The 22,184-nt window shown below is 64.9% G+C and carries 22 protein-coding genes, 1 tRNA gene and 1 other RNA gene; 19 read left to right on the forward strand and 5 right to left on the reverse strand.

The window, feature by feature from the left end; all coding sequences use genetic code 11:
* Positions 1–173: 173 nt before the first annotated feature.
* From DL891_RS05125 to DL891_RS05150, 7 genes are read left to right on the forward strand one after another with little or no spacing between them, the layout of a single operon-like run.
* Positions 174–1,403 carry a CpaF family protein gene (locus DL891_RS05125; RefSeq protein ID WP_111719332.1) on the forward strand — a complete coding sequence of 410 codons (1,230 nt, stop codon included), beginning with the start codon at positions 174–176 and terminating at the stop codon, positions 1,401–1,403.
* Positions 1,403–2,272, forward strand: a complete 870-nt coding sequence (locus tag DL891_RS05130) for a type II secretion system F family protein (protein WP_111719333.1) — start codon at positions 1,403–1,405, stop codon at positions 2,270–2,272. Before DL891_RS05125 ends, DL891_RS05130 begins: the two co-directional genes overlap by 1 nt.
* Positions 2,269–3,201 (forward strand): type II secretion system F family protein, encoded by a 933-nt coding sequence (locus DL891_RS05135; protein WP_111719334.1) that lies wholly within the window; start codon positions 2,269–2,271, stop codon positions 3,199–3,201. Before DL891_RS05130 ends, DL891_RS05135 begins: the two co-directional genes overlap by 4 nt.
* A gap of 31 nt (positions 3,202–3,232) precedes the next feature.
* Positions 3,233–3,409 (forward strand): hypothetical protein, encoded by a 177-nt coding sequence (locus DL891_RS17285; RefSeq protein WP_198668774.1) that lies wholly within the window; start codon positions 3,233–3,235, stop codon positions 3,407–3,409.
* Between the two features lie 26 nt (positions 3,410–3,435).
* Positions 3,436–3,903, forward strand: a complete 468-nt coding sequence (locus DL891_RS05140; protein WP_111719335.1) for a TadE family protein — start codon at positions 3,436–3,438, stop codon at positions 3,901–3,903.
* A complete protein-coding gene (locus DL891_RS05145) occupies positions 3,878–4,399 on the forward strand; it encodes a hypothetical protein (protein WP_232819011.1) in 522 nt (173 codons plus the stop codon). The genes DL891_RS05140 and DL891_RS05145 overlap by 26 nt, the downstream gene beginning before the upstream one ends.
* Positions 4,396–4,842, forward strand: a complete 447-nt coding sequence (locus DL891_RS05150; protein ID WP_111719336.1) for a pilus assembly protein TadG-related protein — start codon at positions 4,396–4,398, stop codon at positions 4,840–4,842. The genes DL891_RS05145 and DL891_RS05150 overlap by 4 nt, the downstream gene beginning before the upstream one ends.
* A 14-nt stretch (positions 4,843–4,856) precedes the next feature.
* Here the strand turns inward: DL891_RS05150 and DL891_RS05155 are convergent, their stop codons facing one another.
* On the reverse strand, positions 4,857–6,098 hold the full coding sequence (locus tag DL891_RS05155; protein WP_111719337.1) for an MFS transporter: 1,242 nt from the start codon (positions 6,096–6,098) through the stop codon (positions 4,857–4,859).
* A gap of 129 nt (positions 6,099–6,227) precedes the next feature.
* Between DL891_RS05155 and prfB the strand changes: the two genes are divergently transcribed.
* The 4 genes from prfB (at position 6,228) to smpB (ending at position 10,165) form a co-directional block, all read left to right on the forward strand.
* On the forward strand, positions 6,228–7,337 hold the full coding sequence (gene prfB / locus DL891_RS05160; RefSeq protein ID WP_111719338.1) for a peptide chain release factor 2: 1,110 nt from the start codon (positions 6,228–6,230) through the stop codon (positions 7,335–7,337).
* Between the two features lie 119 nt (positions 7,338–7,456).
* On the forward strand, positions 7,457–8,683 hold the full coding sequence (ftsE, locus tag DL891_RS05165) for a cell division ATP-binding protein FtsE (protein WP_111719339.1): 1,227 nt from the start codon (positions 7,457–7,459) through the stop codon (positions 8,681–8,683).
* Complete coding sequence (gene ftsX / locus DL891_RS05170; RefSeq protein ID WP_111719340.1) at positions 8,680–9,594, forward strand: permease-like cell division protein FtsX; 915 nt, start codon at positions 8,680–8,682, stop codon at positions 9,592–9,594. Before ftsE ends, ftsX begins: the two co-directional genes overlap by 4 nt.
* Before the next feature lie 94 nt (positions 9,595–9,688).
* Positions 9,689–10,165, forward strand: a complete 477-nt coding sequence (smpB, locus tag DL891_RS05175; RefSeq protein WP_111719395.1) for an SsrA-binding protein SmpB — start codon at positions 9,689–9,691, stop codon at positions 10,163–10,165.
* A gap of 65 nt (positions 10,166–10,230) precedes the next feature.
* On the opposite strand, the gene DL891_RS05180 is transcribed toward smpB, so the two are convergent.
* Complete coding sequence (locus DL891_RS05180) at positions 10,231–10,899, reverse strand: SIMPL domain-containing protein (protein ID WP_111719341.1); 669 nt, start codon at positions 10,897–10,899, stop codon at positions 10,231–10,233.
* Positions 10,900–11,141: 242 nt separating this feature from the next.
* Between DL891_RS05180 and ssrA the strand changes: the two genes are divergently transcribed.
* Positions 11,142–11,517, forward strand: a transfer-messenger RNA (tmRNA) gene (gene ssrA, locus DL891_RS05185).
* A gap of 163 nt (positions 11,518–11,680) precedes the next feature.
* Here ssrA and DL891_RS05190 read toward each other — a convergent pair.
* Positions 11,681–13,321, reverse strand: coding sequence for an MDR family MFS transporter (locus DL891_RS05190; protein WP_111719342.1), 1,641 nt, complete (start codon positions 13,319–13,321; stop codon positions 11,681–11,683).
* Complete coding sequence (locus DL891_RS05195) at positions 13,318–13,935, reverse strand: TetR/AcrR family transcriptional regulator (RefSeq protein WP_111719343.1); 618 nt, start codon at positions 13,933–13,935, stop codon at positions 13,318–13,320. Before DL891_RS05195 ends, DL891_RS05190 begins: the two co-directional genes overlap by 4 nt.
* A gap of 253 nt (positions 13,936–14,188) precedes the next feature.
* Here DL891_RS05195 and DL891_RS05200 point away from each other — a divergent pair, with 253 nt between their 5' ends.
* Positions 14,189–14,971, forward strand: a complete 783-nt coding sequence (locus DL891_RS05200) for a hypothetical protein (protein WP_157962393.1) — start codon at positions 14,189–14,191, stop codon at positions 14,969–14,971.
* A gap of 393 nt (positions 14,972–15,364) precedes the next feature.
* Positions 15,365–16,252 (forward strand): endonuclease domain-containing protein, encoded by an 888-nt coding sequence (locus DL891_RS05205; RefSeq protein ID WP_111719345.1) that lies wholly within the window; start codon positions 15,365–15,367, stop codon positions 16,250–16,252.
* A 301-nt stretch (positions 16,253–16,553) separates the two neighbouring features.
* Here DL891_RS05205 and DL891_RS05210 read toward each other — a convergent pair whose 3' ends face one another.
* The gene (locus DL891_RS05210) at positions 16,554–17,309 is read right to left on the reverse strand and encodes a hypothetical protein (protein WP_111719346.1); all 756 of its coding nucleotides are present in this window, start codon (positions 17,307–17,309) and stop codon (positions 16,554–16,556) included.
* 485 nt (positions 17,310–17,794) lie between these two features.
* Here DL891_RS05210 and DL891_RS05215 point away from each other — a divergent pair, with 485 nt between their 5' ends.
* The 5 genes from DL891_RS05215 (at position 17,795) to DL891_RS05235 (ending at position 22,171) form a co-directional block, all read left to right on the forward strand.
* A complete protein-coding gene (locus tag DL891_RS05215; protein WP_111719347.1) occupies positions 17,795–18,562 on the forward strand; it encodes a hypothetical protein in 768 nt (255 codons plus the stop codon).
* Between the two features lie 158 nt (positions 18,563–18,720).
* A complete protein-coding gene (locus DL891_RS05220; protein ID WP_111719348.1) occupies positions 18,721–20,706 on the forward strand; it encodes an ATP-binding protein in 1,986 nt (661 codons plus the stop codon).
* Positions 20,703–21,365: a response regulator transcription factor gene (locus DL891_RS05225; protein WP_198668775.1), complete on the forward strand. Its 663-nt coding sequence runs from the start codon at positions 20,703–20,705 to the stop codon at positions 21,363–21,365. Before DL891_RS05220 ends, DL891_RS05225 begins: the two co-directional genes overlap by 4 nt.
* A gap of 93 nt (positions 21,366–21,458) precedes the next feature.
* Positions 21,459–22,028: a hypothetical protein gene (locus DL891_RS05230; protein WP_157962394.1), complete on the forward strand. Its 570-nt coding sequence runs from the start codon at positions 21,459–21,461 to the stop codon at positions 22,026–22,028.
* A 70-nt stretch (positions 22,029–22,098) separates the two neighbouring features.
* Positions 22,099–22,171 (forward strand) — tRNA-Lys (locus DL891_RS05235).
* Positions 22,172–22,184: the final 13 nt, after the last annotated feature.

Here is a 22,184-nt window from a genome sequence, read left to right on the forward strand (position 1 = left end):
GACGATTCAGTGTAATGGCTCGAGCTCTCAGCCGCGCCATCCTCGACCGGAGCGCAGCCGAAGAGGGTTTCGTCGCGCCAGAGAATCAAACATCGACCCCGGGCAGGAGCAGGGGACTGCGGGCCTGTGGATAACTTAAACGGCCGCGGGGGGTTCTGGTTCATGATGCTGGGATGGACGACGCGGTTCAACTGATCACCGACCGGGTGCGCTCGCGGGTGCGAACAGACGGTGTCGACCTCGCCTCCAGTGCGACCGTCGCTGAACGGTACGTACACGACGAGGTGCAGCGCTATAGCGAGCGGGCGCTGGGCGGGTCGATGCCGCTCCTCCACGATGAGTTCGCGGCTGCCCGCACGATCATGGCCTCGTTGACCGGATTCGGCGCAGTGCAGCCGTTCCTTGATGACCCCGAGGTCGAGGAGATCTGGATCAACGCGCCTGACCGGGTATTTGTCGCCAGGGCGGGCATATCCGAACTGACCGATTGTGTGCTCGCGGAGTCCGAGGTGCGCGACCTGGTGGAGAGAATGCTGCAGTCCTCCGGGCGCCGAGTCGATCTGAGCAGTCCGTTCGTCGACGCGTCCCTGCCCGATGGCTCCCGCCTCCACGTCGTGATCCCCGATGTGACGCGCACGCACTGGTCGGTGAACATTCGCAAGTTCACCCAACGCATCAAAGAGCTGAACCAGTTGGTGCACCTCGGCTCGCTGACCGTTCAGGCCTCGGAGTTTCTGCGAATGTGCGTATTGGCCGGTCAGAACATCTTGGTCTCCGGTGCCACGCAGAGCGGCAAGACCACCCTGCTCAACGCCTTGCTCTCAGGCGCACGTGCGGGCGAGCGCATTGTCACGGTGGAGGAGACCTTCGAACTGCAATTGACCGGCCGCGATGTGGTTGGCATGCAATGCCGACAGCCGAGTCTGGAGGGCACGGGCGAGATCACCCTGCGCCGCCTGATCAAGGAGGCGATGCGGATGCGCCCGGACAGGCTCGTGGTGGGCGAGGTGAGGGAGGCCGAGAGTCTCGACCTGCTCATCGCCCTCAACGCCGGGCTGCCGGGAATGTGCAGCATCCACGCCAACAGCGGCAGGGATGCACTGGTCAAATTGTGCACCCTGCCATTGCTGGCGGGGCGCAACATCGATTCAGCGTTCGTGGTGCCTACTGTGGCATCGTGCATCGACATCGTCGTGCACTGCGAAATGGACCGGCGCGGCAATCGCACGGTTTCAGAGATCTTGGCTCTCAGCGGGCAGGTCACCGACCAGGTGATCGAGGCGAGCCTGATCTTCGCTCGTGATCGGGGCGAACTTGTAACGGCTGGCGGGTATCCGACCAAACGCGCAAAGTTCGACGCCCACGGGCTCGACCCGGTCGTCGTTCTGGGGGAGCGAACCTGATGGTCACGGCCATCGGCGTGATGCTCGGTCTGGGGATGCTGCTCGTATTCTCGCCGCTCTTGTGGCCGCGGGGTGTGCGCCCACGGGCGGCCGCGACTGTCCGCTCTCGACTGGAATCTTTGCGGACCCACCTGGCGCTCGCCGGTTTCGAACGGGTTCCCGTCGTGGTGTTCCTTGTGATCTGCGCCGTGCTCGGGGTGCTGGCGGCGGCCGCGTGCCAGGCCATGTTCGGGGTCGGTGCGCTCTCGGTGATCGCCGGCCTGCTCGGTGCCATCCTCCCGCTCGTAGTGGTGAGGCGCCGGGCCAGGGCGGCCAGGCGGGCCAGCCGCACGGTGTGGCCCGACGTCGTGGACCATCTGGTCTCCGCCGTGCGCTCCGGGCTGGCGCTTCCTGACAGTGTGAGCACGCTTGCCCGGTCGGGCCCCCTCGCCACCCGGGTCGCATTCGCGTCGTTCGAGGCCGACTATCGGGCGACCGGCAGCTTCGGCTACAGCGCGAATCGGCTGAAAGTGACCCTGGCTGACCCGGTCGCCGACCGGCTGGTGGAGACCTTGCGCATGGCACGGGACGTGGGCGGCAACGATCTCACCCGGGTTTTGCGGGATCTGGCCGCGTACCTGCGCGAAGATGCGTCGGTGCGGGCCGAGGTGGAGGCACGGCAGGGCTGGATCATGAACGCGGCACGGCTCGGGGTGGTCGCTCCGTGGATCGTACTGGGGATGCTCGCCACCCGCACCGAGGCAGCCCACGCCTACAACACGCCGACCGGTGCTCTGGTGATCATGGCCGGGCTCGTGGTCACCGTGCTCGCCTACCGGCTGATGATGCTGATTGCCCGGCTGCCCGAGCAGAAACGGTGGTTCTCATGACAGCGTTGGCAGCCTGGGGTGTCGTCTGCGGCACCGTTCTGGGGCTTGGGCTGTGGTCGCTGGTCAGCATGATGCCGAGCCTGCGCCGACCCCGACTGGCGGATCGGCTCGCCCCCTATCTCCTCGACGTGTCTTCGGAGGCGCGGATTATGGTGAGCCGCGCCACGGTCAACCCGTTGCCGGTGATCGGAGGACTGTTTGCGCCGGTGGCACGGCGGGCGCGCCTGCTCCTGGCAGCGGCAGTGGGCAGTGCGGAGCCGACGATCTTGCGCCTTGCGCAGGCGGGCTCATCCGTGACCCTGGAGGAATATCGGTCCCGGCAACTGGTCTGGGGGCTCGCCGGCTGCGGTGCCGGCCTGCTGGTCGCCGCCGGGGTCGGAGGATCTGCGCCGACAGTCGTTTACCTCCTCGCTCCCGTGCTGGGTGGCGTGCTGGGGGTGCTCACCAGCGACCGGTGGCTGCAACGGATGGCATCCGCGCGCATCCGACGCATCGCAGCCGAATTGCCGACAGTTCTGGAGTTTCTTACCCTCAGCCTGTCTGCTGGCGATGGGGTTGTCGGTTCGTTGCGGCGCGTCAGCGAGGTGTCGACCGGTGAACTCGCCGCCGAGTTTCGACTGGTGCTGGCCGATGTGAACACCGGCGTACCGCTTGGCGCAGCGCTTTCTCGCCTCGCCGCGCGCGTGCGACTGCCCGCGTTGAGCCGGTGTGTGGAGCAACTCATCGGTGCCCTCGACCGCGGCACGCCGCTGTCTGAGGTGTTGCGGGCGCAGGCCCAGGACTCCCGCGACGAGACCAAGCGTGACCTGCTCGAGATGGCCGGAAAAAAAGAAGTGGCAATGCTCGTTCCGCTGGTCTTTCTGATTCTGCCCGCCACCATCATCTTCGCGATCTTCCCGGGCATCCACGTGCTGCGAGCAGGATTCTGACCCCCGACCGTTTCAAAGAAAGTAGGCCGACATGTTCTGGTTCAGGCGCTCCATGCGCAACCTGATGATCGACGATCGCGGCGACGTGCCCGGGTGGGTGCTGATCACATTGATGACCGCGGGCCTGGTCCTCCTGATCTGGGCAGTCGCCGGCCCGGCACTCAGCGGTGTGTTCGACGAGGCCATCCAGCGCGTCACTTCGTTCTGACACTCGCACTCGACTTCGAACCGACCATGACACCGGCGCCACTCGGCCATCTTGCCCTGACCCCGACTCGTTCCCGAGCGCCCAAATCGGGGAATGGGAGCGGATGCCGTGACCGGTCGGGCTCAGATGCTGGCTCGGCCGCGGTGGAGTTCGTACTCGTCGGAGCGTTGCTGACGGTGCTGACCCTCGGCGTGATGCAATTGGGCCTCGCTCTGCACGTGCGCAACACGGTGGTTGACGCGGCAGCCGAGGGCGCGCGATACGCTGCCCTCGCCGACAACACGCTCACCGACGGGGTGCGACGAACGCAGCAGTTGATTCGCGCGGCGATCGGTGCGGGCTATGCCGATGACGTGCGCGCCGCCTATGACAACTACCTCGGGCATCCGGCTGCCACGATCACCGTGCGCACTCCGCTGCCCCTGCTGGGTCTGGTCGGCATCGACAGCGGGTTGGAGGTGTCGGGGCATGCAGCCGTCGAAGAAGTGGGCTGAGCTCCTGGGGCAGCGGACATCCGACACGCCCCCGGCAGGGAAAAAGCCTGCCGGCAACGAACTGACCGGTGACGCGGGGACCGCATCCCTCGAATTCATCACAGCCGGAATGATCCTGCTGGTTCCGCTCGTCTACCTGGTGCTCGCGCTTGCTGCGATCCAGGCCGGAGCGTTCGCCGTGGAGGGAGCCGCACGGCAGGCTGCGCGGGTCTATGTGCAGGCCGGCACCATGGTGGATGCGGAGGAACGCGCAGCGCGTGCCGTCGAGTTCGCGCTCGCCGACCACGGGGTGTCGGCCGCCGACGCCAGCGTGACGGTGAGCTGCCAGCCGAGCCCGGAGCAGTGCCTGACCCGGCTCGGCCGGGTGAGCGTGACGGTGCGTGTGCAGGTGACGCTGCCCCTGGTACCCGACGTGCTCACCCTGTCCCAGGCGGCACGTGTGCCTATCGAGGCCACAGCAACCCAGCAGGTGTCCAGGTTCTGGCGGCAGCCATGAACCGGCTGCGAAATGGTGCGGGCGACGACCGCGGCTCGACCCTGCTGCTCACGATCTTCTACGGGTTTCTGGCGCTCGCGCTGATCTTCGTGACACTGGCGGCGTCCAGCCTCTACCTGGAGCGCAAGCGCCTGTTCACGCTCGCCGACTCGGCCGCCCTGGTCGGGGCCGAAGCGTTCAGCCTTGAGGGTGTCGCCACTCACGACGGCGAGGTGCGCCCGGGCCTTCGCACAACGGATGTGTATGCGGCGGTCAGCGATTACCTCGCCGGCACCGCGAACCATCGGTTCCACGGCCTCAGGCTCGCCCGCGCCGAAACGAGCGACGGGATGAGCGCCACTGTCGAGCTCACCGCCGAGTGGCGGCCGCCGATCGCGTCTCTTGTGCTGCCACGCGGGGTGCCTCTGAGCGTCACCGCCGACGCCCGCGCGGTGTTCTGGTGACCCGCGACCTGGCCTCAGCGGTGCCCAGGCACGTAGCGGGGGATGTACCGGGCGAGGGTACCGGCCCCAATGAGCCCGAGCACGCCGGTGATGGCTGCAGCGACGGGCAGCGACCAGATCGCGGTGGCCACGGCGATGAGCACCGGCGCGGCCGCGCTGCCGCCGTCGCCGGTGAACCGGAACGCCCCGAGAAACGGTGCCGGGTTCTCGGGTGGCGCGAGGTCAGCGCCGAGGGTCATCAGGAGGCCACTTCCGATACCGTTCGCGAGCCCCAGGAACATCGCGAGAGCGATGAACCAGTTGACCGCATCCGGGCTCTGATGGGTGAAAGCCAGCACCAACAGCCCCAGCCCCAGGCCCAGCATGCTCGGCATCGCCGTCCACATGCGTCCGAACCGGTCCATGATCTGACCGCTGGCATAGAACAGCGCGAAGTCGAAACCGCCCGCAATCCCGATGATCAACGCCGTGCTGGCATCGTTCACCCCGATCGAGACCGCCCACAGGGGCAGAATGATCACCCGTGCCGCGCGCACCGCGCCGACCAGACCCGCACTGCCACCCATCCGCACCAGCGCGCCGCGATACTCCCAGATGGTGCGGAACAGTCCCACAGATTCGGGGGTTCCCGCGCTGCCGGCTGACGAGGGGCTCGTACCGTGCACGACCTGGCCGAAGGTCTTCTCAGGGTCGGGCAGCAGGAGCAGCACGGCGGCCGCAGCGACGCAGCAGGCCACGTGAATCCAGAACACGACCTGCACGGCCCCGGTCAGGTGGATGAGGAACGCGGCGATGAACGGGCCGAGAAACATGCCGGCGCGAAACGTTCCCCCGAGCGATGACAGTGCCCTCGCCCGGTAGGCCAGAGGCACGAAGGTGGTCATGAATGCGTGGCGAGCCAGCGCGAACACCGCGGTGGCCAGCCCGACCAGGAACACCCCCGCGGTGAGCAGCACCGGGCCCTGGGCGGCCGCGCAGACCACAAGACCCGCCACGGCCACGAGCGCCGCCCCGACCATGGCGTTTCGCTCACCGACCCGATTCACGACCCAGCCGCTCGGGATGTCGCCGACCAGTTCGCCGATCATGATCATCCCGCCGATGAACCCGGCGATCGCGAGGCTCGCCCCGAGGCTGGTGGCAGCGATCGGGATCATGGGGATGATCGCGCCCTCACCGATCGAGAACAAGAGGGTCGGTAGGAACACCGGCAGAAAAATTGATCTGAATGAGAAGGGGCGGTCGGTGGTGGACATGGCTGAACCCCATGGTAGTCGCGTCGATCACGGTGCCAGCATCGATCGAAAATCGCCCGCTTCGGCCAGTCTCATCGAGCGATTTCACCGGCAAAGCCGGAGACGGTCGGCGGGTAGGCTTGAGCCACCATGATGGAGCTGGATATAACCGCCAAGATCGCCGCGTTGCGCTCGACCTTCAACGACATCGCCGCCGTGGCCGACACCGCCCGGCTGGAGCGCGAGATCGCCGATCTGAGCGAGCAGGCGGGCGTGCCCGACCTGTGGGACGACACCGAGAAGGCGCAGAAGGTCACCAGCGCGCTGAGTCACCGCCAATCCGATCTGGCGCGGATCAACAACCTCGCCGCACGCCTCGACGACCTGGAAGTCTTGGTCCAACTGGCCAACGAAGAAGACGACGAGCAGTCACAGCTCGAGGCGCAGGATGAGCTGAAGGCTCTCCAGAAGACACTCGGCGACCTCGAAGTGCAGACCCTTCTGAACGGCGAGTTCGATGACCACTCCGCCGTGATCACCATCCGTGCGGGTGCCGGCGGCGTGGACGCCTCCGACTTCGCCGAAATGCTGATGCGCATGTACCTGCGGTGGGCCGAACAGCACAAATACAAGGCAACCGTGCTCGACACGAGTTACGCCGAAGAGGCCGGCATCAAGTCGGCGACCATCGAAGTCGACGCCCCCTACGCGTTCGGCACCCTGTCGGTCGAGGCCGGCACGCACCGGCTGGTGCGGATGAGCCCGTTCAACTCGGCCGGCAAAAGACAGACCTCGTTCGCCGCCGTCGAAGTGGTGCCCCTGATCGAGCAGCTCGACCACATCGACATTCCGGAGAACGAGATGCGGGTGGACGTGTACCGCTCCAGTGGCCCCGGCGGGCAGTCGGTCAACACCACCGACTCCGCGGTTCGCATCACCCACCTGCCGACCGGGATCGTGGTGAGCTGCCAGAACGAGAAGAGCCAGATCCAGAACCGCGCCGCCGCGCTGCGAGTGCTGCAATCCCGGTTGCTGCTGGTCAGGCGCGAGGAGGAGAGCGCCAAGAAGAAGGAGATCGCTGGCAACATCACCGCCAGCTGGGGCGACCAGATGCGCAGCTACGTGCTCGCGCCCTACCAGATGGTCAAAGATCTGCGCACCAACCATGAGGTGAACAACCCGTCTGACGTGTTCGACGGAGACATCGACGGATTCATCTCGGCGGGCATCCGCTGGCGCAAGCGGGCAGTTGACGAGTAGCCGCACCGTGGGGTACCGGGTGCGGTGGCAGGAGAGTGTCACAGTGCTCGCTGTGGGATGGCGCCGAACGGTATGTCGTTGCCGACAAATCCCCGCGGGGTGCTTAGGCTCGGATGGCCATGATCAGGTTTGACAACATTTCCAAGAAGTATGCCGGCACTGCGCGCCCGGCGTTGAATTCCGTGAACCTCGAGATTCTGCGGGGCGAGTTCGTGTTCCTGGTGGGAGCATCGGGTTCGGGGAAGTCGAGCTGCCTGCGCCTGATTCTCAAAGAGGAGAAGCCGAGTACCGGCAGCATTCACGTTCTCGGGCAGGATCTGGGCTCGATCTCGAACCGCAAGGTGCCGTATTTCCGACGCAATCTCGGCGTCGTCTTCCAGGACTTCCGCCTGTTGCCCAACAAGAGCGTCTTCGACAATGTCGCCTTCACGCTTCAGGTGATCGGCAAGTCACGGGGTTTCATTCAGGAAGCGGTTCCGGATGTACTGAAGATGGTCGGTCTCACCGGCAAAGAAGCCCGATTGCCGCACGAACTCTCCGGTGGCGAGCAGCAGCGCGTGGCCATCGCCCGGGCGATTGTGAACAAACCGGCACTCCTACTCGCCGACGAGCCCACCGGAAACCTTGACCCCGTCACCAGTTCCGGCATCATGAGCCTGCTGGAACGTATCAACGCCGGGGGGACGACCATCATCATGGCCACCCACGAGGCGGGCATCGTGGACAAGATGCAACGCCGCGTCATCGAACTGGTCAACGGGCAGATCGTGCGTGATGAGCGACACGGCGGATACGGCCAGACCACAGCGGTGAACATCATCGCCGATGAGGCGGTGCTCGACACCGCATCGGGGCAGACCCCGGTTTCGGCGCCGGTAGGAGCGGCGTCACCCCCTGAGGTGCAGGCGGCCGAGGTTCCGCTGGTTCCGGACTGGACCGGCATGGTTCCTGTTCCGGCCGAGGTGCGCACACGGGCGGAACGCTCGACCTTCGCACCCGAACCAGCCGACGAACAGGCCATCGAGCCCGCGCTCGCTGCTGCCCGATCATCGCGCTCGACCGACGAGTCTGTTCGGGAGCCGGTCGCCGCTTCTGCCCCACAGCCGGCAAAGTCCGAACCCGGCACCACCACGAGCGCCGTGCCGCTCAACGACCATTTCGCCACACGCCCGGTGCAGCCGGTCGCGCCGCCCACCGCCGTGCCCACCAGCGCCTCAGACGACGACGGATTCGGCGACGCAGCCGGCTCCGAGCATCCCGTCCCGCTGAGCCTTGCGGAAAAACTCGGATTGCGGGCGGGCCCGCGCAACGACTCCGATGACCAGAATGTGGGGCCCACCTCATGAGGTTCGCACTGGTCTGGTCCGAGGTGACGCACGGCCTCAGACGCAACATGTCGATGGTGATCTCGGTCGTGCTGGTCACCTTCATCTCTCTCACATTTGTGGGCACCGCGATCCTGATGCAGATGCAGATCGGCCAGATGAAGAACTACTGGTACGACCGCGCCCAGGTCGCCGTCTACATGTGCCTGCCCACGTCAGGCACCGAAAACTGCGTTGGCGGCGAGGCTTCCGAGGAGCAATTGGCGGCGGTGAAGACCCAACTCAATTCGGACACCTTGAAACCGTTCATCAAGGAGTTCTACTTCGAAGACCACGACCAGGCCTACGCGAACTTCCAGGAACAGTTCAAAGGCACCCAGTTCGCCGACTATGTGACACCGGACCAGCTGAACCAGACGTTCTGGGTGAACCTGATCGACCCGAGCAACGCCGACGTGATCAAAGAGAGTCTGTCGGGGATGGCCGGCGTGGAGGGGGTGACCGACCAGCGCAGCCTGCTCGACCAGATCTTCTCGGTGTTGAATGCCGCGAGTTACACGGCGATCGGCATCGCATCCCTGATGCTTCTGGCAGCGACGTTGCTGATTGCCACCACCATCCGACTGTCGGCGTTCGCGCGCCGCAAAGAGCTGGGAATCATGCGTCTGGTCGGCGCGTCCAACGGTTTCATTCAGACCCCGTTCGTTCTCGAGGGGGTGTTCGCCGCGCTGATCGGATCGATTCTTGCCGGCGGCGCCGTTGTGGGTATCGTGCACTTCTTCGTGCAGGGTTACCTGGGTCAGGTGATCGTGTCGACCACATTCGTTCAGGTGTCCGATGCCTTTGTCGTTGTGCCGATCCTGTTGGGTGCGGGCGTGCTTCTGGCGGCGCTCTCCGCGAATTTTGCGATCACTCGTTATCTGAAGGTCTAGCGTCTTGTAAGATGTAGGGCTGTCCTGCGGATGCCGGATGGTCGGCCGCCCGGTCCCGGGCAGGCATACAGAACGCGATGAAAGGCTCAGCAACGTGGCCAAGGAACACGGTGAAAAGGTCGTGGCGACCAACCGAAAGGCACGCCACGACTACCTCATCGAGTCCACGTTCGAAGCCGGCATGGTACTCACGGGGTCGGAAGTGAAGTCGCTGCGGATGGGCCGCGCATCCCTGGTCGACGGCTACGCGTTCATCGAGAACGGCGAGGCCTGGCTCGACGCGGTGCACATTCCCGAGTTCTTCCAGAGCTCGTGGAACAACCACTCGCCACGGCGTAAGCGCAAACTGCTGCTGCACAAGGAGCAGATCCTCAAGATCCACAACAAGACCAAAGAGGGCGGCTACACCATTGTTCCCTTGCGGATCTATTTCCTTGACGGTCGTGCCAAGGTCGAGATCGCGATCGCGAAGGGCAAGAAGGAGTACGACAAGCGCCAGACGCTGAGAGAGCGTCAGGACAAGCGCGAGGCCGACCGGGCCGTGTCGACCAGGCGGAATCTCGGAGAATAGGCCAGCATCAGCAGCGCGTCCAGTATCCAGCGCGTGGTGTCCTGATCGGATTCCAATGGTAGGCCTCAGCGGGCGCTGAATCGTGCTTCAACGGCCGCGTGCACGATGATCGGTTCCGGTGTGAACTCCACCGGATCAATCTCGCCCTGGTCGCCTGAGGCTCGGGCCATGCCCAACATCCTGCCCGGAAAGGGCTGAGCGCCGTCGCCGGAGAGCCCGACGTCGCTCAGGGCGACTGGGTCAAGGTTCTCCAGCCCGAGGCTGCGCGCGTAGCCGGTTGCTTTCAGAACCGCGTTCTGCACGGCACGGTCGCGAGCAACTTTGTTCGCTTCGGCCAGACTCGTCTCGGTCAGGCTCCAGTTCACCCCGTGCACGGTCACGCCCTCATGGGACGAAACGTCGGCGAGCCAGCGGGAGAGTTCACCGAAGTCGCTGAACGTCACGGCGAGGGTCGCATCCGCACGGTGCACGAGCGGAAGGACTGCGCCGTCCTGGCTCCACGGCCTGGTCGATGACGCGGTGGCGTTGCTTGCTGAGTACTCCGTGACCGGGCCCTTGTTCGGGTCGTGCAGCGGGGCGAGACCCGCTTGCAACTCGGTGTGTAATTGCGCAGTGTGGGTGAGCACGATGTCGCGAGACTCGCCGTCGTGCGAGACCGTGATCTGCACTGTGGCGCGCTCCGGCTCGTGTCTCGCCTCGTACTCGCCGTGCACCGTGATGAGTGTTTCAGACATCTCACCGCTCCTTTGATCGGGGCCGAGCGGGCCGGAGACATATCGGGTGTGCTTAGATCGTAGTCGGCGGAGGGGCGACCGGAACCGTGTGGCGGCCGAGAGCGGCTCTCTAACATCCGTCGGTGGCGATCGGCCGCGGCAACCGGTATACTGGAGGGCTGTCAGGAAGAAGTCCTCGGGCTACGAATGGCAATTGGTAATTCAACAGCGTGCGATAGTGATCCACCTTCACCGGTGTTCATGGGGATGATCGGTTTCGACATTGCCTGAGCGACTGTGGGAAGCGGGTCGAGGATGCAGAGTTATCTCGTAAACGATCTCTGCAAAACAATAAGTGCCGATACAAAGCGCACTGACTTCGCCCTCGCTGCCTAAGCGAGCGCACTAAAGAAGTCCGTCAGGCCGGGAATGCTCTCTACCCGGGTCCTGGCGCCATTCAGAGAGATTGCTTTCATGTTCTGTCTTGGGGCATGAAGGGACTTTAACCAGGGCTGGGCTTGTCGGATTAGGTGCCAGTGGCAAATTCCGGAGCCGAGTAGAACGCCTGCACTGGCTACACCCGTAGAAGACACATGACCACAGCAGTGGACGGGGGTTCAATTCCCCCCATCTCCACCATCGATCACTATCGCACGCTCGCGACCGAAAGGGGTCGCCCGATTCGTCGGGCGACCCCTTTCGTGTTTGTCGTGGTGTCGCACGCCCCGGCAGCAATAGTGTCGCGCGCCCCGGCAGCAATGTCGCGCGCCCACGCAATGTGGCGCCCTGGCCCTGGGGGTGGTCAGCGGCCGCGTGTGCTCGGCCCGCGCGCGGGGTCGCCGACAGTCGATCCGTCTGTGAAGAATTCGTCAGCGCTCTCGATCATGACCTGGCCATCGCCGATGGATTCGGGAATGATGTCGCGTTCGATGGTGGTCTTCAGCGGAACTTCCTTGACGAAGAACAGAAGCACGACGGCCGCGACCGCGAGCGGAGTCATCCATAGAAATAGTGGCGCGAGCGCGTCGTTGTAGCCGTGCACCACGATCGAATTCAGGGCGACCGGCAATGCGAGCACGCTGTGGGGTGTCAGGGAACTGATGTCGCCCACCTGGGCCGCACTACCTGCAGGAAGCCGCTCGCCGATAATGCTGAGGAGCCGAACCGTGAACAGGCTGCCGATGATGGCACTGCCCAGCGACGCACCGATCTGCCGGAAGAAGTTGTTGGCCGCCGTCGCCGTGCCCACGATGCGATTCGGGAACGAGTTCTGCACGATGAGCACCAGGATCTGCATGTTGGCCCCGAGCCCGAGTCCCATCACTCCGATATAGATCCCGAAGAGCCACAACGGGGTCTCGGGGGTGAGCGTCCCGAGTAGGACAAGGGCGAGCCCGATCAGGAGGGCGCCGGCAATCGGCATCCACTTGTAACGGCCATATCGGCTCACCAGCCAACCCGTCCCGAGCGAGGACACGAGCATCGCCCCCATCATCGGAACCATGAGGATCCCCGCCAAGGTCGCATCCGCCCCGAATGTCATCTGCAGGTGCGTCGGCAGGTAGCCGATTGCGCCAAACATTGTCACCCCCACGAGCAGCCCGGCCGCCGTGGTGAGATTGAAGTTGCGGTCGCGGAAGAGCGCGGGAGGGATGATCGGCTCCACCGCCCGGCGCTCGAAAAAGACGAACAGCGTGGAGAAGACCACGGTGGCCACGATCAAGCCGATGATGACGGGGGAGTTCCACTCGTAATCGTTGCCGCCCCACGACGCGACCAGAATCAGGCTGGCCGTCCCAGCGGCAAGGGTCATCATGCCGGCCACGTCGATCTTCGGCTTCGAGTTCGTGCCTTTGGGCAGATGCAGCAGAACGATCGCGGCGAGGAGGGCGATCAGCCCGAGCGGCACGTTGATCCAGAAGGTCCAGCGCCAGTCGACCTCTTCGGTGAGCCAGCCGCCCAACAGTGGGCCGGCGACCGACGAGACCGCGAAGACGGCTCCGATGATGCCCATGTATTTGCCTCGTTCGCGCGCCGGCACTACGTCGGCGATGATCGCCTGCGACAGAATGATGAGACCGCCCCCACCGAGGCCCTGCACGACACGGCCCACAATGAGGATGCCCATGTCTGGGGCGATCGCGCCGATGACCGAGCCCACGATGAAGAGCAGGATCGCCGCGATGAGCGGCGGCTTGCGACCGATCAGATCACTCATCTTTCCGTAGATCGGCATCATGATGGTGGAAGCGAGAATGTACGCCGTCATCACCCAGAGCATCTGGTCGACCCCGCCGAGTTCGCCGACCATGGTGGGCATCGCGGCGCTCAACACTGTCTGGCTGAGGGCCGCGAGAAGCATCGCGAGGATGAGGCCGATGAAGAGCAGGATGAGGCCTCGACGGGACTCGTGGGACTGTTTGCGCGGCGTGATGGTGGTCATGGGAGTGTGCGGAGTACCTCTCTCAAGGTGGTGAGGGTTTCGCCGAGGCGGTGCTCGAGGCCGGCAGGATAGTCGCCGAGGTCAATCGTCTTGCGGATGCTGAGGCGCAGAATGCTGCTGCAGGTCACGACGAGTACGAGCGCGGCCGAGGGAATATCGCTGAGATGCTCGAAGGCTCCGGATGCGCGCATGCGTTCGGCAACAACCTCGGCCGTGCGTTGTTCGACCCCGATCAGTCGGGCCCATTGGCGCTGGATCAGACGCGGGTGTTCGGTCATGAGCGCACGGTGTTTCAGTATGAGCTCGTCGTCACTGGGTGAGAACACCCCCAGCAGCAACTGGATGATGTCGCTGATGAGGTCATCGCAGGTTCCCGAACGAAACTCGTCGAGCTCCGCGTCACTGGGGAGCCCCTCGTGCAGCCCGACGATCGCGTCCTCTTTGCAGGGGTAGTAGTTGAAGAAGGTTCGTACCGAGATGTTCGCCCTGTTGCTGATTTCGGCGACCGTTGCCGCGTCGGGGCCCTGTTCGAGAGCCAGGCCGACGGCGGCGCGGTGAATGGCGCGTCGGGTCTCGCGCTGTTTGCGCGCCCTCAGTCCTTCGCCACCATCCATTGGCGCCATTCTTGCAAGAGTTGCAATTATGCACAAATGCAGAATTATTGTGCGTCGGTGATCGCGATAGTCATGCGACCCGTTGTCGCGGTGGCACCTTCCAAAAAGAAACTGGTCGCTCGGTTCAACGGATGGCCACTTCATCGGTGTGTAACGTTTGCATAAGCTCCCGGAGAAAAGGCGACAACGGCCCGGGTTCCCCCTACACTCGGGGGAGTGTGCACGGGGAGGTGCGCAGACAGGGGGAAGTGCAATGTCCGATATGACAACGAAGCGTGGCCGACTCATGGGGGCGGGAGCTGTCGTGGCCGTGGCCCTCTTGCTGGCCGCATGCGCGCAGGCCCCCGCTGGCCTGTCGCCGAGCGCGTCGGCAGTGGCTCAAACGCCCGCCACATCGCAGACAGACCCCGCCGAGACAGACGCCGAACCCGGTGTTTTGACGGATCCCCAGCCTTCTTCGGGACCGCCGTCATCCGATCCGAACTCGACCGCGCCCGGCTCGGCCCCGTCGGATGAAGCCTGCCTGGCCGGCAAGTGGAAGATGGACAACGACGTCTTCGCGAAGGCCATGCTCGCGATGGCGAAGGCGCACCCGGAGGCCGCGAAGGTGACGCAGGATTTCCGGGCATCCGGTGACCGGTTCCTCTGGTTCAGCGGTGACGGCGACTACGGAGCCACTGACGACAAATTTGTCCTGACCACGGTCGGTGGGACCAACGGGAGAACCATGGAGGTGGTGACCACGCTCGACAGCGCGCGTATTGGTGCATACGGTGCTGTTGACGGGTTCCTCTGGGTCGCTGAGACCGAAACACTCTTCGAGGACGCCACGATGACGGTCGATAAGATCCAGGTGAGTATCAGCACGTCCTTGGGCGGCCCGACCGACGTGGATTTGTTCGGTTATACCGGTCAGATCCCCAACATCACCGGCGACCACAACTTCGATGGCGTGGCAATCTACCGCTGCGCGGGGAACGAGCTCGAACTCGAAGTCGACGGCGGCATCATTTCACGTTTCACCCGCACCAAATAGCGCGAGTCGCTATTCCGATGCGACTGCGCATCGCACGGACACGGGTGACTCCAGAAGTTCAGGAGAAGAGCACGCCCGGCCCGGATACCGGATCGGCCCACCTCTCCTCCTGAACTTTTGGCGTAGCCACCGAACCTGAGGGAGCCTCGCTGCGGCATCGCTGCACTTTCGGCGTGCGGTCTTCCGCCTCGCCTTCGAGCTGACACCCGTCCGCGAAGTTCAGGAGCAGAGCACGCCCGGCCCGGCTATAGGCTCGGCACCGCCATCATCCTGAACTTTTGCGCCGCCGCCTCGGCCTCCCAACCCGTCCTCCACAGGATCCACGCCACACGATCCCGCACATATTTGTGCCGTGCCGCCCCGGTTGTCGGGCCGGGACGGCAGTCTGAGACGATGACGCCCGCGGATGCCCTGGCCCAACTGTCCGGAGTCGGGCACTACTCGGCGCTCGAAGCCGCAGGCGTCAGCCGGCGTGAGGTCCTTGCGGCCGTGCGCCGCGGGGAGATCACCCGGGTGCGGAACGGCTGGTTCGCCTGTGTGGGTGCGCCGGTCGAAATGGTCAGGGCGGTCCGTGTCGGCGGTTCCCTCACGGCCGGTTCGGTCGCACGGCTGCACGGACTGTGGACCATGCCTGATTCTCGCCTCCACGTGCGGGTCGCGCTCAACGCAAGCAGGCTCTCCAGTGCGGACGGGGCGAGCCCGCTCGACCCGACCCGTCACGGCGTATGCGTGCATTACCGTCCCAGGCTCCCGTTGACAGCCGTTGACAGCCTCATTCGGGCTCTTGCTGAAATGTTCACCTGCGTCGATGAGGTCGCCGCCATTGTCTCCGTGGAATCTGCGCTCAACTCCGGTGCGTTTCCATCGTGGAGGTTGGCTGAATTGCGCGAACTCATTCTCCCCAGTAAGCGAGCCAGCCTCGCCAAGGTCGACGCGGGCGGCCAGTCAGGCCTGGAGACAATAGTGCGCCTGCTGATGCGGTCGCACGGAGTTCGTTGTCGCACCCAAGTGGCGATTTTTGGTGTGGGTCGCGTTGACCTATTGATCGGTGACCGGTTGGTGGTGGAACTCGACGGCCGCGAGTTTCACGGGTCTGACTTCGAAGCCGACCGCCGGCGCGACTGGGAGCTGACGCAGCGTGGATACCACGTGGTGCGAATCAGCTACTCCATGGTGATGTTCGAGCGGGAGCGGGTCGAGGAGGGGTTGCTGGCGCTTGTTCGTCGTGGTGATCATCTCTGGCGCTACCGGCACCAGAAATCAGGAGCAGGGCGGCGCTGAGGGTGTGGGCGGGTCGGCAGCGCCCTGCTCCTGAACATTCGAGTCGCGTCACGTGCTGCAGTTTGACCGGGGGCGCGGAGCTGGGCCCGATGTGCGGTGGTGCTGGAGCTACCCGACCGATGGGTGGTGCGGAAGTTTCAGGTGGAGGGGCTCACCGAGGCTATAGCTGAACCGGGTGTGCTCTGCTCCTGAGTTTTGAGCTGCCCTGAGGGCCGATGGGCTGTGGGAGATTGGCGGTGTGGGGCGCTGGCAGCGCAGCACCATCGGCAGCGCAGCACCGCCGGCAGCGGCGGCGGCCCGGTCAGCCGAAGGCAATGGTGAGGCCGGCCGCAACGGCGTAGAGCACCATGGCCCCGAGGATGCCTCCGAGCAGGCGCCACCCCTCCCGGCCCAGGGCGCACAGCGCACTGCCGACCGCGATCGACAGACCCAACAACGCCAGCGCGACCACGTCGTCTTCTGCCGGGTTCTCGAACAGGCCGCCGGTGAGCCTCCACCCGATGACACCCGCTGCAAGGGCGAGCCCAATCGCGCCCACAACCGCGAACACGGCGCTCAGAGACCGCGTCGGGCCGCCGGCGGCGTCGGGTGCGCCACCGGCGGCGATCTGTCGCCGCGCCGGATGCAGGAGCACAAGCGGGACGGCGAACAGGCACAGCGTCACCAACCCGGTGAGCGCGGCGCCGATCCAGCCGTCGTGCCCCTGGAGCATCGTGGAAACGGCAGATCCGATGCTTATCAACGTGAGGGTGCCGGCAACCCACGCGACCACTCCGGAGCGCCGGAGGGGCCGGATCGCGAGCAGCATGGCGGTCACGCCGACGGCCAGCATCAGAACCCCGCTGGCGGCGTCGGCGAGAACGTGCAACTCGTTGGTGCGCGTCCACCCGTGATCGGCGCTGTCGGGGAGCGCCAGCCATGGAGCGAGAATCGTCTGCCAGGCGCCGAACAGCACGATGTAGATGGCGGCCACCACGGCCGCAACGATTCGAAAGATGATCGCCCGTGATGCCCGTCTGGTCGGTTGAACGGTGGGTTCGAGGGTTGTGGTGGTCATAGTGCTTCCTGACTCGGGGGTTCCGCAGCGGTCGGGCAGTTGTCGGCCGTTCGGGATGACACCGGGAGGTGACCGGCTGAGATCATCCTGCAGGCACGGAGGTGTCCCCGACAGGGCCCACGGTCCCGGGCAGCCGGGCAGTCTGCCCGCGGCCTGGGACATCCGGTCCTGCCCGATCGGGCCGACAACCGGACGGCGACGGCAGCATGCTGGTCGGTGTAGTGCTGGCTGGGATCGTCGGCGGTGTGTCCGACTTGACCCGTCAACCGGAGCCTGCGACGACACCGTGTCAGGAGGTTGGGCCTCCACGAGGCACACCGGCCGGGCAGCGGTTCGTCCCCGGGTGAACCGGGCGCATTGCCCGGATGTTTGGGACCTGGTCCACTGGCGGCCCGGACATGCCAGCTCGAACATGGAGGAAACCAAACATCGGCCGGCGTGCTCGGCCGCTGTTTCCCAGCCAGTAGATAGCTAGGAGTCCGCTCATGTTAACGCTTCCAGCCCGCACCACCAGCACCGCACATAAGAGCCGCCGCTTCAGTTGGTCGTTGTTGGCGTTTCGCTTCTTTGCCGCATTGGTGGCAGCTCTTTTCATCATCCTCTTTGAGGAGTGGCGGAAGATGATGCTCCCCTGGACCGGCTATCCGGAAGTCGACAGCTCTGAATTCGGTTGGCCACGGCACCATGAATTGTTCCTTGTTCCAGATACAGCCGCCGCTCTTTTTCAGTTTGCCCTGGGAGTAGCAGCGTTGATCCTGGTAATCCGCCCGCTGGGGCGTTCGGCAGTGGTCAGCTGGCTTGTCGGAGGCCTGTTGATGATCTCCTGGGCGGGCATGTTCACCGCTCACTTCGCGGGCACCAGCCTGGTCGAGACCACACTTCTCGGGGTGGTCATGACCGTGGTCCTTTGTGTGCCGCTGGTATTGCTTCACCCGCATCGCACGGCAATCATTGGTGGCGGGCTGCCGGGGAAGGGAGCGGGGCCCGGGAATCTTCTCCGGCTTGAAGTTCTGGTGATTGGCCTTGCGGGGCTGGGACTGGCCGTCGGCTCGATCATCTGGAGGGCGAGCGGGGGAGTCTTCGAGAACCCACTCGAAGACAGCGTTCTCTCTCTGGTGATGTTTGGCCTGGTGCTCGCACTGGGAGCACTTCTTTGCTGGCTGGGGAGGGAAGGTTGGAAGACACTGGCCTACATCCTCAACGGCATTGTTGCCTTCGCCCTGATCGCGCTGTTGACCATCGCAATGTCCTAGTGCCGCAAAATACCGCGGGGACGGGCATTGACACCCTCTCGCAGTTCACGCACGAGGGTTCTGGATGCCAACCCGTCCGCACCTACGGGCAGTGCGCCCGGGCACCCGGGACATCCGAGCCTTGCTCGATCGAGTCGGAAACCAGCAGACTGGGCATCATGCGGGTATACCGGGTGGTGATCGTCGTTGTGCTGCTGATCGCCGCGCTGGTCGCGACTGTGGGCGGTGTCGCCGAGTGGACCCGGCAACAGGATCTCGGCACGCCCACCGTGCGAGCCCTCGCCTTTGTCGGCTTCACTGTCGTGGCCCTCAGCTGGGCGATGATCGGCGGGGTGCTTTCCTGGTTGCGTCCCCGCAACCGACTCGGCGCCCTGATGCTGGGTGTGGGATTCATCACCCAACTCAGCACGACGGAAGAAGCCTTGGCTCAGGCTGGCCTGTTCGGTGGGCTCGACCCGGCCGCTCCGGGGACTGATCGGTCGGTGGGGATGCTGTTGAGTCTGCTCGTCGGGTTCGCTCTCTACGTAACGATCGGCCTCCTGCCAGCCCTCTATCCATCTGGTCGACTGCCTGCTCGATCGTGGCGATGGCCGGCGGCGGTCGTCGTGCTCGGTGCCGCACTCATGCAGCTGCAGTGGCTCGCCGCTAACCTCAGCGCCCCGGTGCAGAGCGCATCGCCGGCGTCGGAGCTCCTGCAGGCGCTGACGACGGCCGTCTTCCTGCTTGGCGTACTGGCCGTCTGGGTGCTGTGCATCGTGAGGCTGGCCCGATCCAGATATCCTGAGCGTCAACAGCTGATGTGGCTGTTCGCCTCCGTCGTTGTCGTCGTCATCACCCTTTTTGCCGGCGAAAGCACGATCGGGCTCTGGGTACAGTTGGCCGGCCTCTACTTACTGCCCGTCGCGATCGGAATCGGAATCGTGCGTTACCGCTTGCTCGGCATCGAGACCGTGCTGCGACGCGGCTTGGTCTACGGCACGCTCACTGCGGTGATCGTCGCCGCCTACGCTGGGGTCTCGGCGCTCGCGGGCACCCAATTGACCGGCGCCGCGTTCCCCGCCGTCATTGCCGCCGCCCTCGTCGCGGTCGGGCTCAACCCGCTGCGCATCCGATTGCAGAACGCGGTGGATCGGCTGGTCTACGGGCAGCGCTCCGATCCGGCTCGCGCGCTGAGCGATCTGGGCCACCGGGTCGTCGGTGCTGCCGAAGGCGAACTTGTCGCGGTGCTTTTGGGCGGCGTGCAGAATGCCGTGCGTTCGGCGGGCGTGCGTATTCATCACGGCGACGGCACCCTGCTCGGCCGGCTCGGCGACGAAGCGTCGTTTCATGGTGCGGATGCCCAGGCAAGCTGTTTTGTCGCAGAGCTCACGGTCGGCGGTGCGGTGGTGGGCAGCCTGGAGGTTGCGGGGCGTAGGCCCGGGGAGCGCTACTCAGGTCAGGATGAGTTGCTCCTTCGGGCGATCGTGCCCCAGGTGGCGGTGGTGGTGCGGGCGCTCCAATTGACTGCCGAGTTGGAACGGGAACGCGAAGCCGTCGCGGCCGCGACCAGCCAGGAACGTGAACGACTGCGACGAGATTTTCACGACGGGCTCGGTCCGTCGCTGACCGGTGTCGGTCTCGGCCTCGAGGCGCTGAGTGACGCGCTGGAATCAGGAGACCGGGCGACAGCCGGGCAGATCACCACAGTCCTGCGCCAGGAGATGCAATCGACGGTGATCGAAGTGCGACGCATCCTCGCCGACCTCGGGCCGGTCGTGCTGGCCGAACAGGGGCTCGCCGCCGCCATCGAGCGACGAGTCACAGCGGCAGCCTCACCAATGCCGATCGAGGTGCGGATCCTTCCTCTGCCGCCCCTGCCCGCCGAGGTCGAGGAGGCCACCTACCTGGTCACTGCGGAAGCGGTCAATAACGTGCTCAAACACGCGAACGCCAACCGGGCTTCGGTTGAGGTTGGCGTGTATTCTGGCCGCTTGGTCGCGCGAGTCACCGACGACGGCATCGGGTTCCAGACAGACGAAGGCGCCGGGATCGGTCTGGAGTCCATGCGCACTCGGGCGGCAGCGCTCGGGGGAGAATGTGAGATAACCACGGCCGATACCGGAACGACCGTGACGTTCACCATTCCGATCGGGGGAGAGTCGTGACAAATATACCGGTGCGCGTAGTGGTCGCTGACGACCACCCCATGTTTCTCTACGGACTGTGTGCCGCCCTCGCCGGCTCCAACGAACTCGCCGTGGTCGGTGAGGCGACAGACGGGGCCGCCCTCGGTGAGATGGTCGACCGGTTTCGACCTGATGTTGTGCTCACCGACCTGGCGATGCCGGGAGTCGACGGGCAGACCGCGACGCAGATGATCACCGACCAGTTTCCGGAAACCTCCGTGCTGGTGCTCACGATGAACTCCGAGGATGAGGCAGTCATTGGGGCGCTTCGGGCGGGCGCGCGCGGCTACTTGCTCAAGGGAGCCGAGCGAGACGAGATCGTGCGCGCGGTACTCACCGTGGCGTCAGGCGGAACCGTCTACGATCGCGAGATCGGCCATCGGATTGCCTCCTACTTCGCCGCCGGCCCACGCCGCGACACCCGCAAGGCCTTCGAAGAGCTCACCGCGCGTGAGAACGAAGTGCTGGAGCACGTGGCCGCCGGGCGGGGCAACCATGAGATCGCCGGTCTACTCTTCCTCTCGGAGAAGACGGTGCGAAACCACGTGGCGAGCATCTTGACCAAGCTGCAGGTGCGTGATCGGGCAGCTGCGGTCGCGAAAGCCCGAGATATGCGGATGGGCCAGTCGCCGGTCTGATCAGACTGTGGCCGCACACCGGCGGCAGGGGTACCGTTTGTTGTGTGCGAAACGCACGCAACGACAGGAACGCACGCAACGATAATGAAGGCCATGGCCCGCTCAGGGGGTGACTCACCCCGGCACCAGGGGCACGGAACCGCCACGGTCAGTGCATCCGCCACGGCCCGCGTGAAGCCCGTCGCAGTGGTTCTGCGCGCCTACAAGACGGAGCACGCGATCTACGGCACGGTGCTGGTGAGCGCCCTGGTTGCCGTGGGCTGGAAATTCGACACTGACTGGGAAGTGCTCGTGTTCATCGTCGGCACTGTTGCGGTCTTCTGGCTCTCACACATCTATTCGATGGTGATCTCCCGCGAAGAGGCCCGCGCGCCCCATGGCCGGGCGCTTATGGCTGAGTGGCTTACCGCAGCCCATGAGTCGGTCGGGATGGTGCTTGCCATGTTGGTGCCCGCCGTCTTCCTCCTACTGGCGACCGTCGGCGTGCTCGACGAGTATGTCGCCTATTACATTGCGCTCTGGGTGGGTGTCGGGATCCTCGCCGTTCTCGGGTTCGTGAACGCCAGACGGCGGGGGCGAAGCTGGCCCCGGCAGCTGGTCAACGCCTCGCTCACTTCGGCGTTTGGGCTGGTCATCATCTGGCTCAGTACCCTCGTGCACTGATTCGCGCGTGGGCGCTGTAGGGTGCTAGTGTTATCCCTCGGTTCGGGTTGTTATTTTCGGGCCACAAAACGCACCTCTAGCTCAATCGGCAGAGCAACTGACTCTTAATCAGTGGGTTCCGGGTTCAAGTCCCGGGGGGTGCACTTTCACTGAGGC

It is taken from the genome of Homoserinimonas sp. OAct 916 (genome assembly GCF_003260275.1).
GTDB lineage: Bacteria > Actinomycetota > Actinomycetes > Actinomycetales > Microbacteriaceae > OACT-916.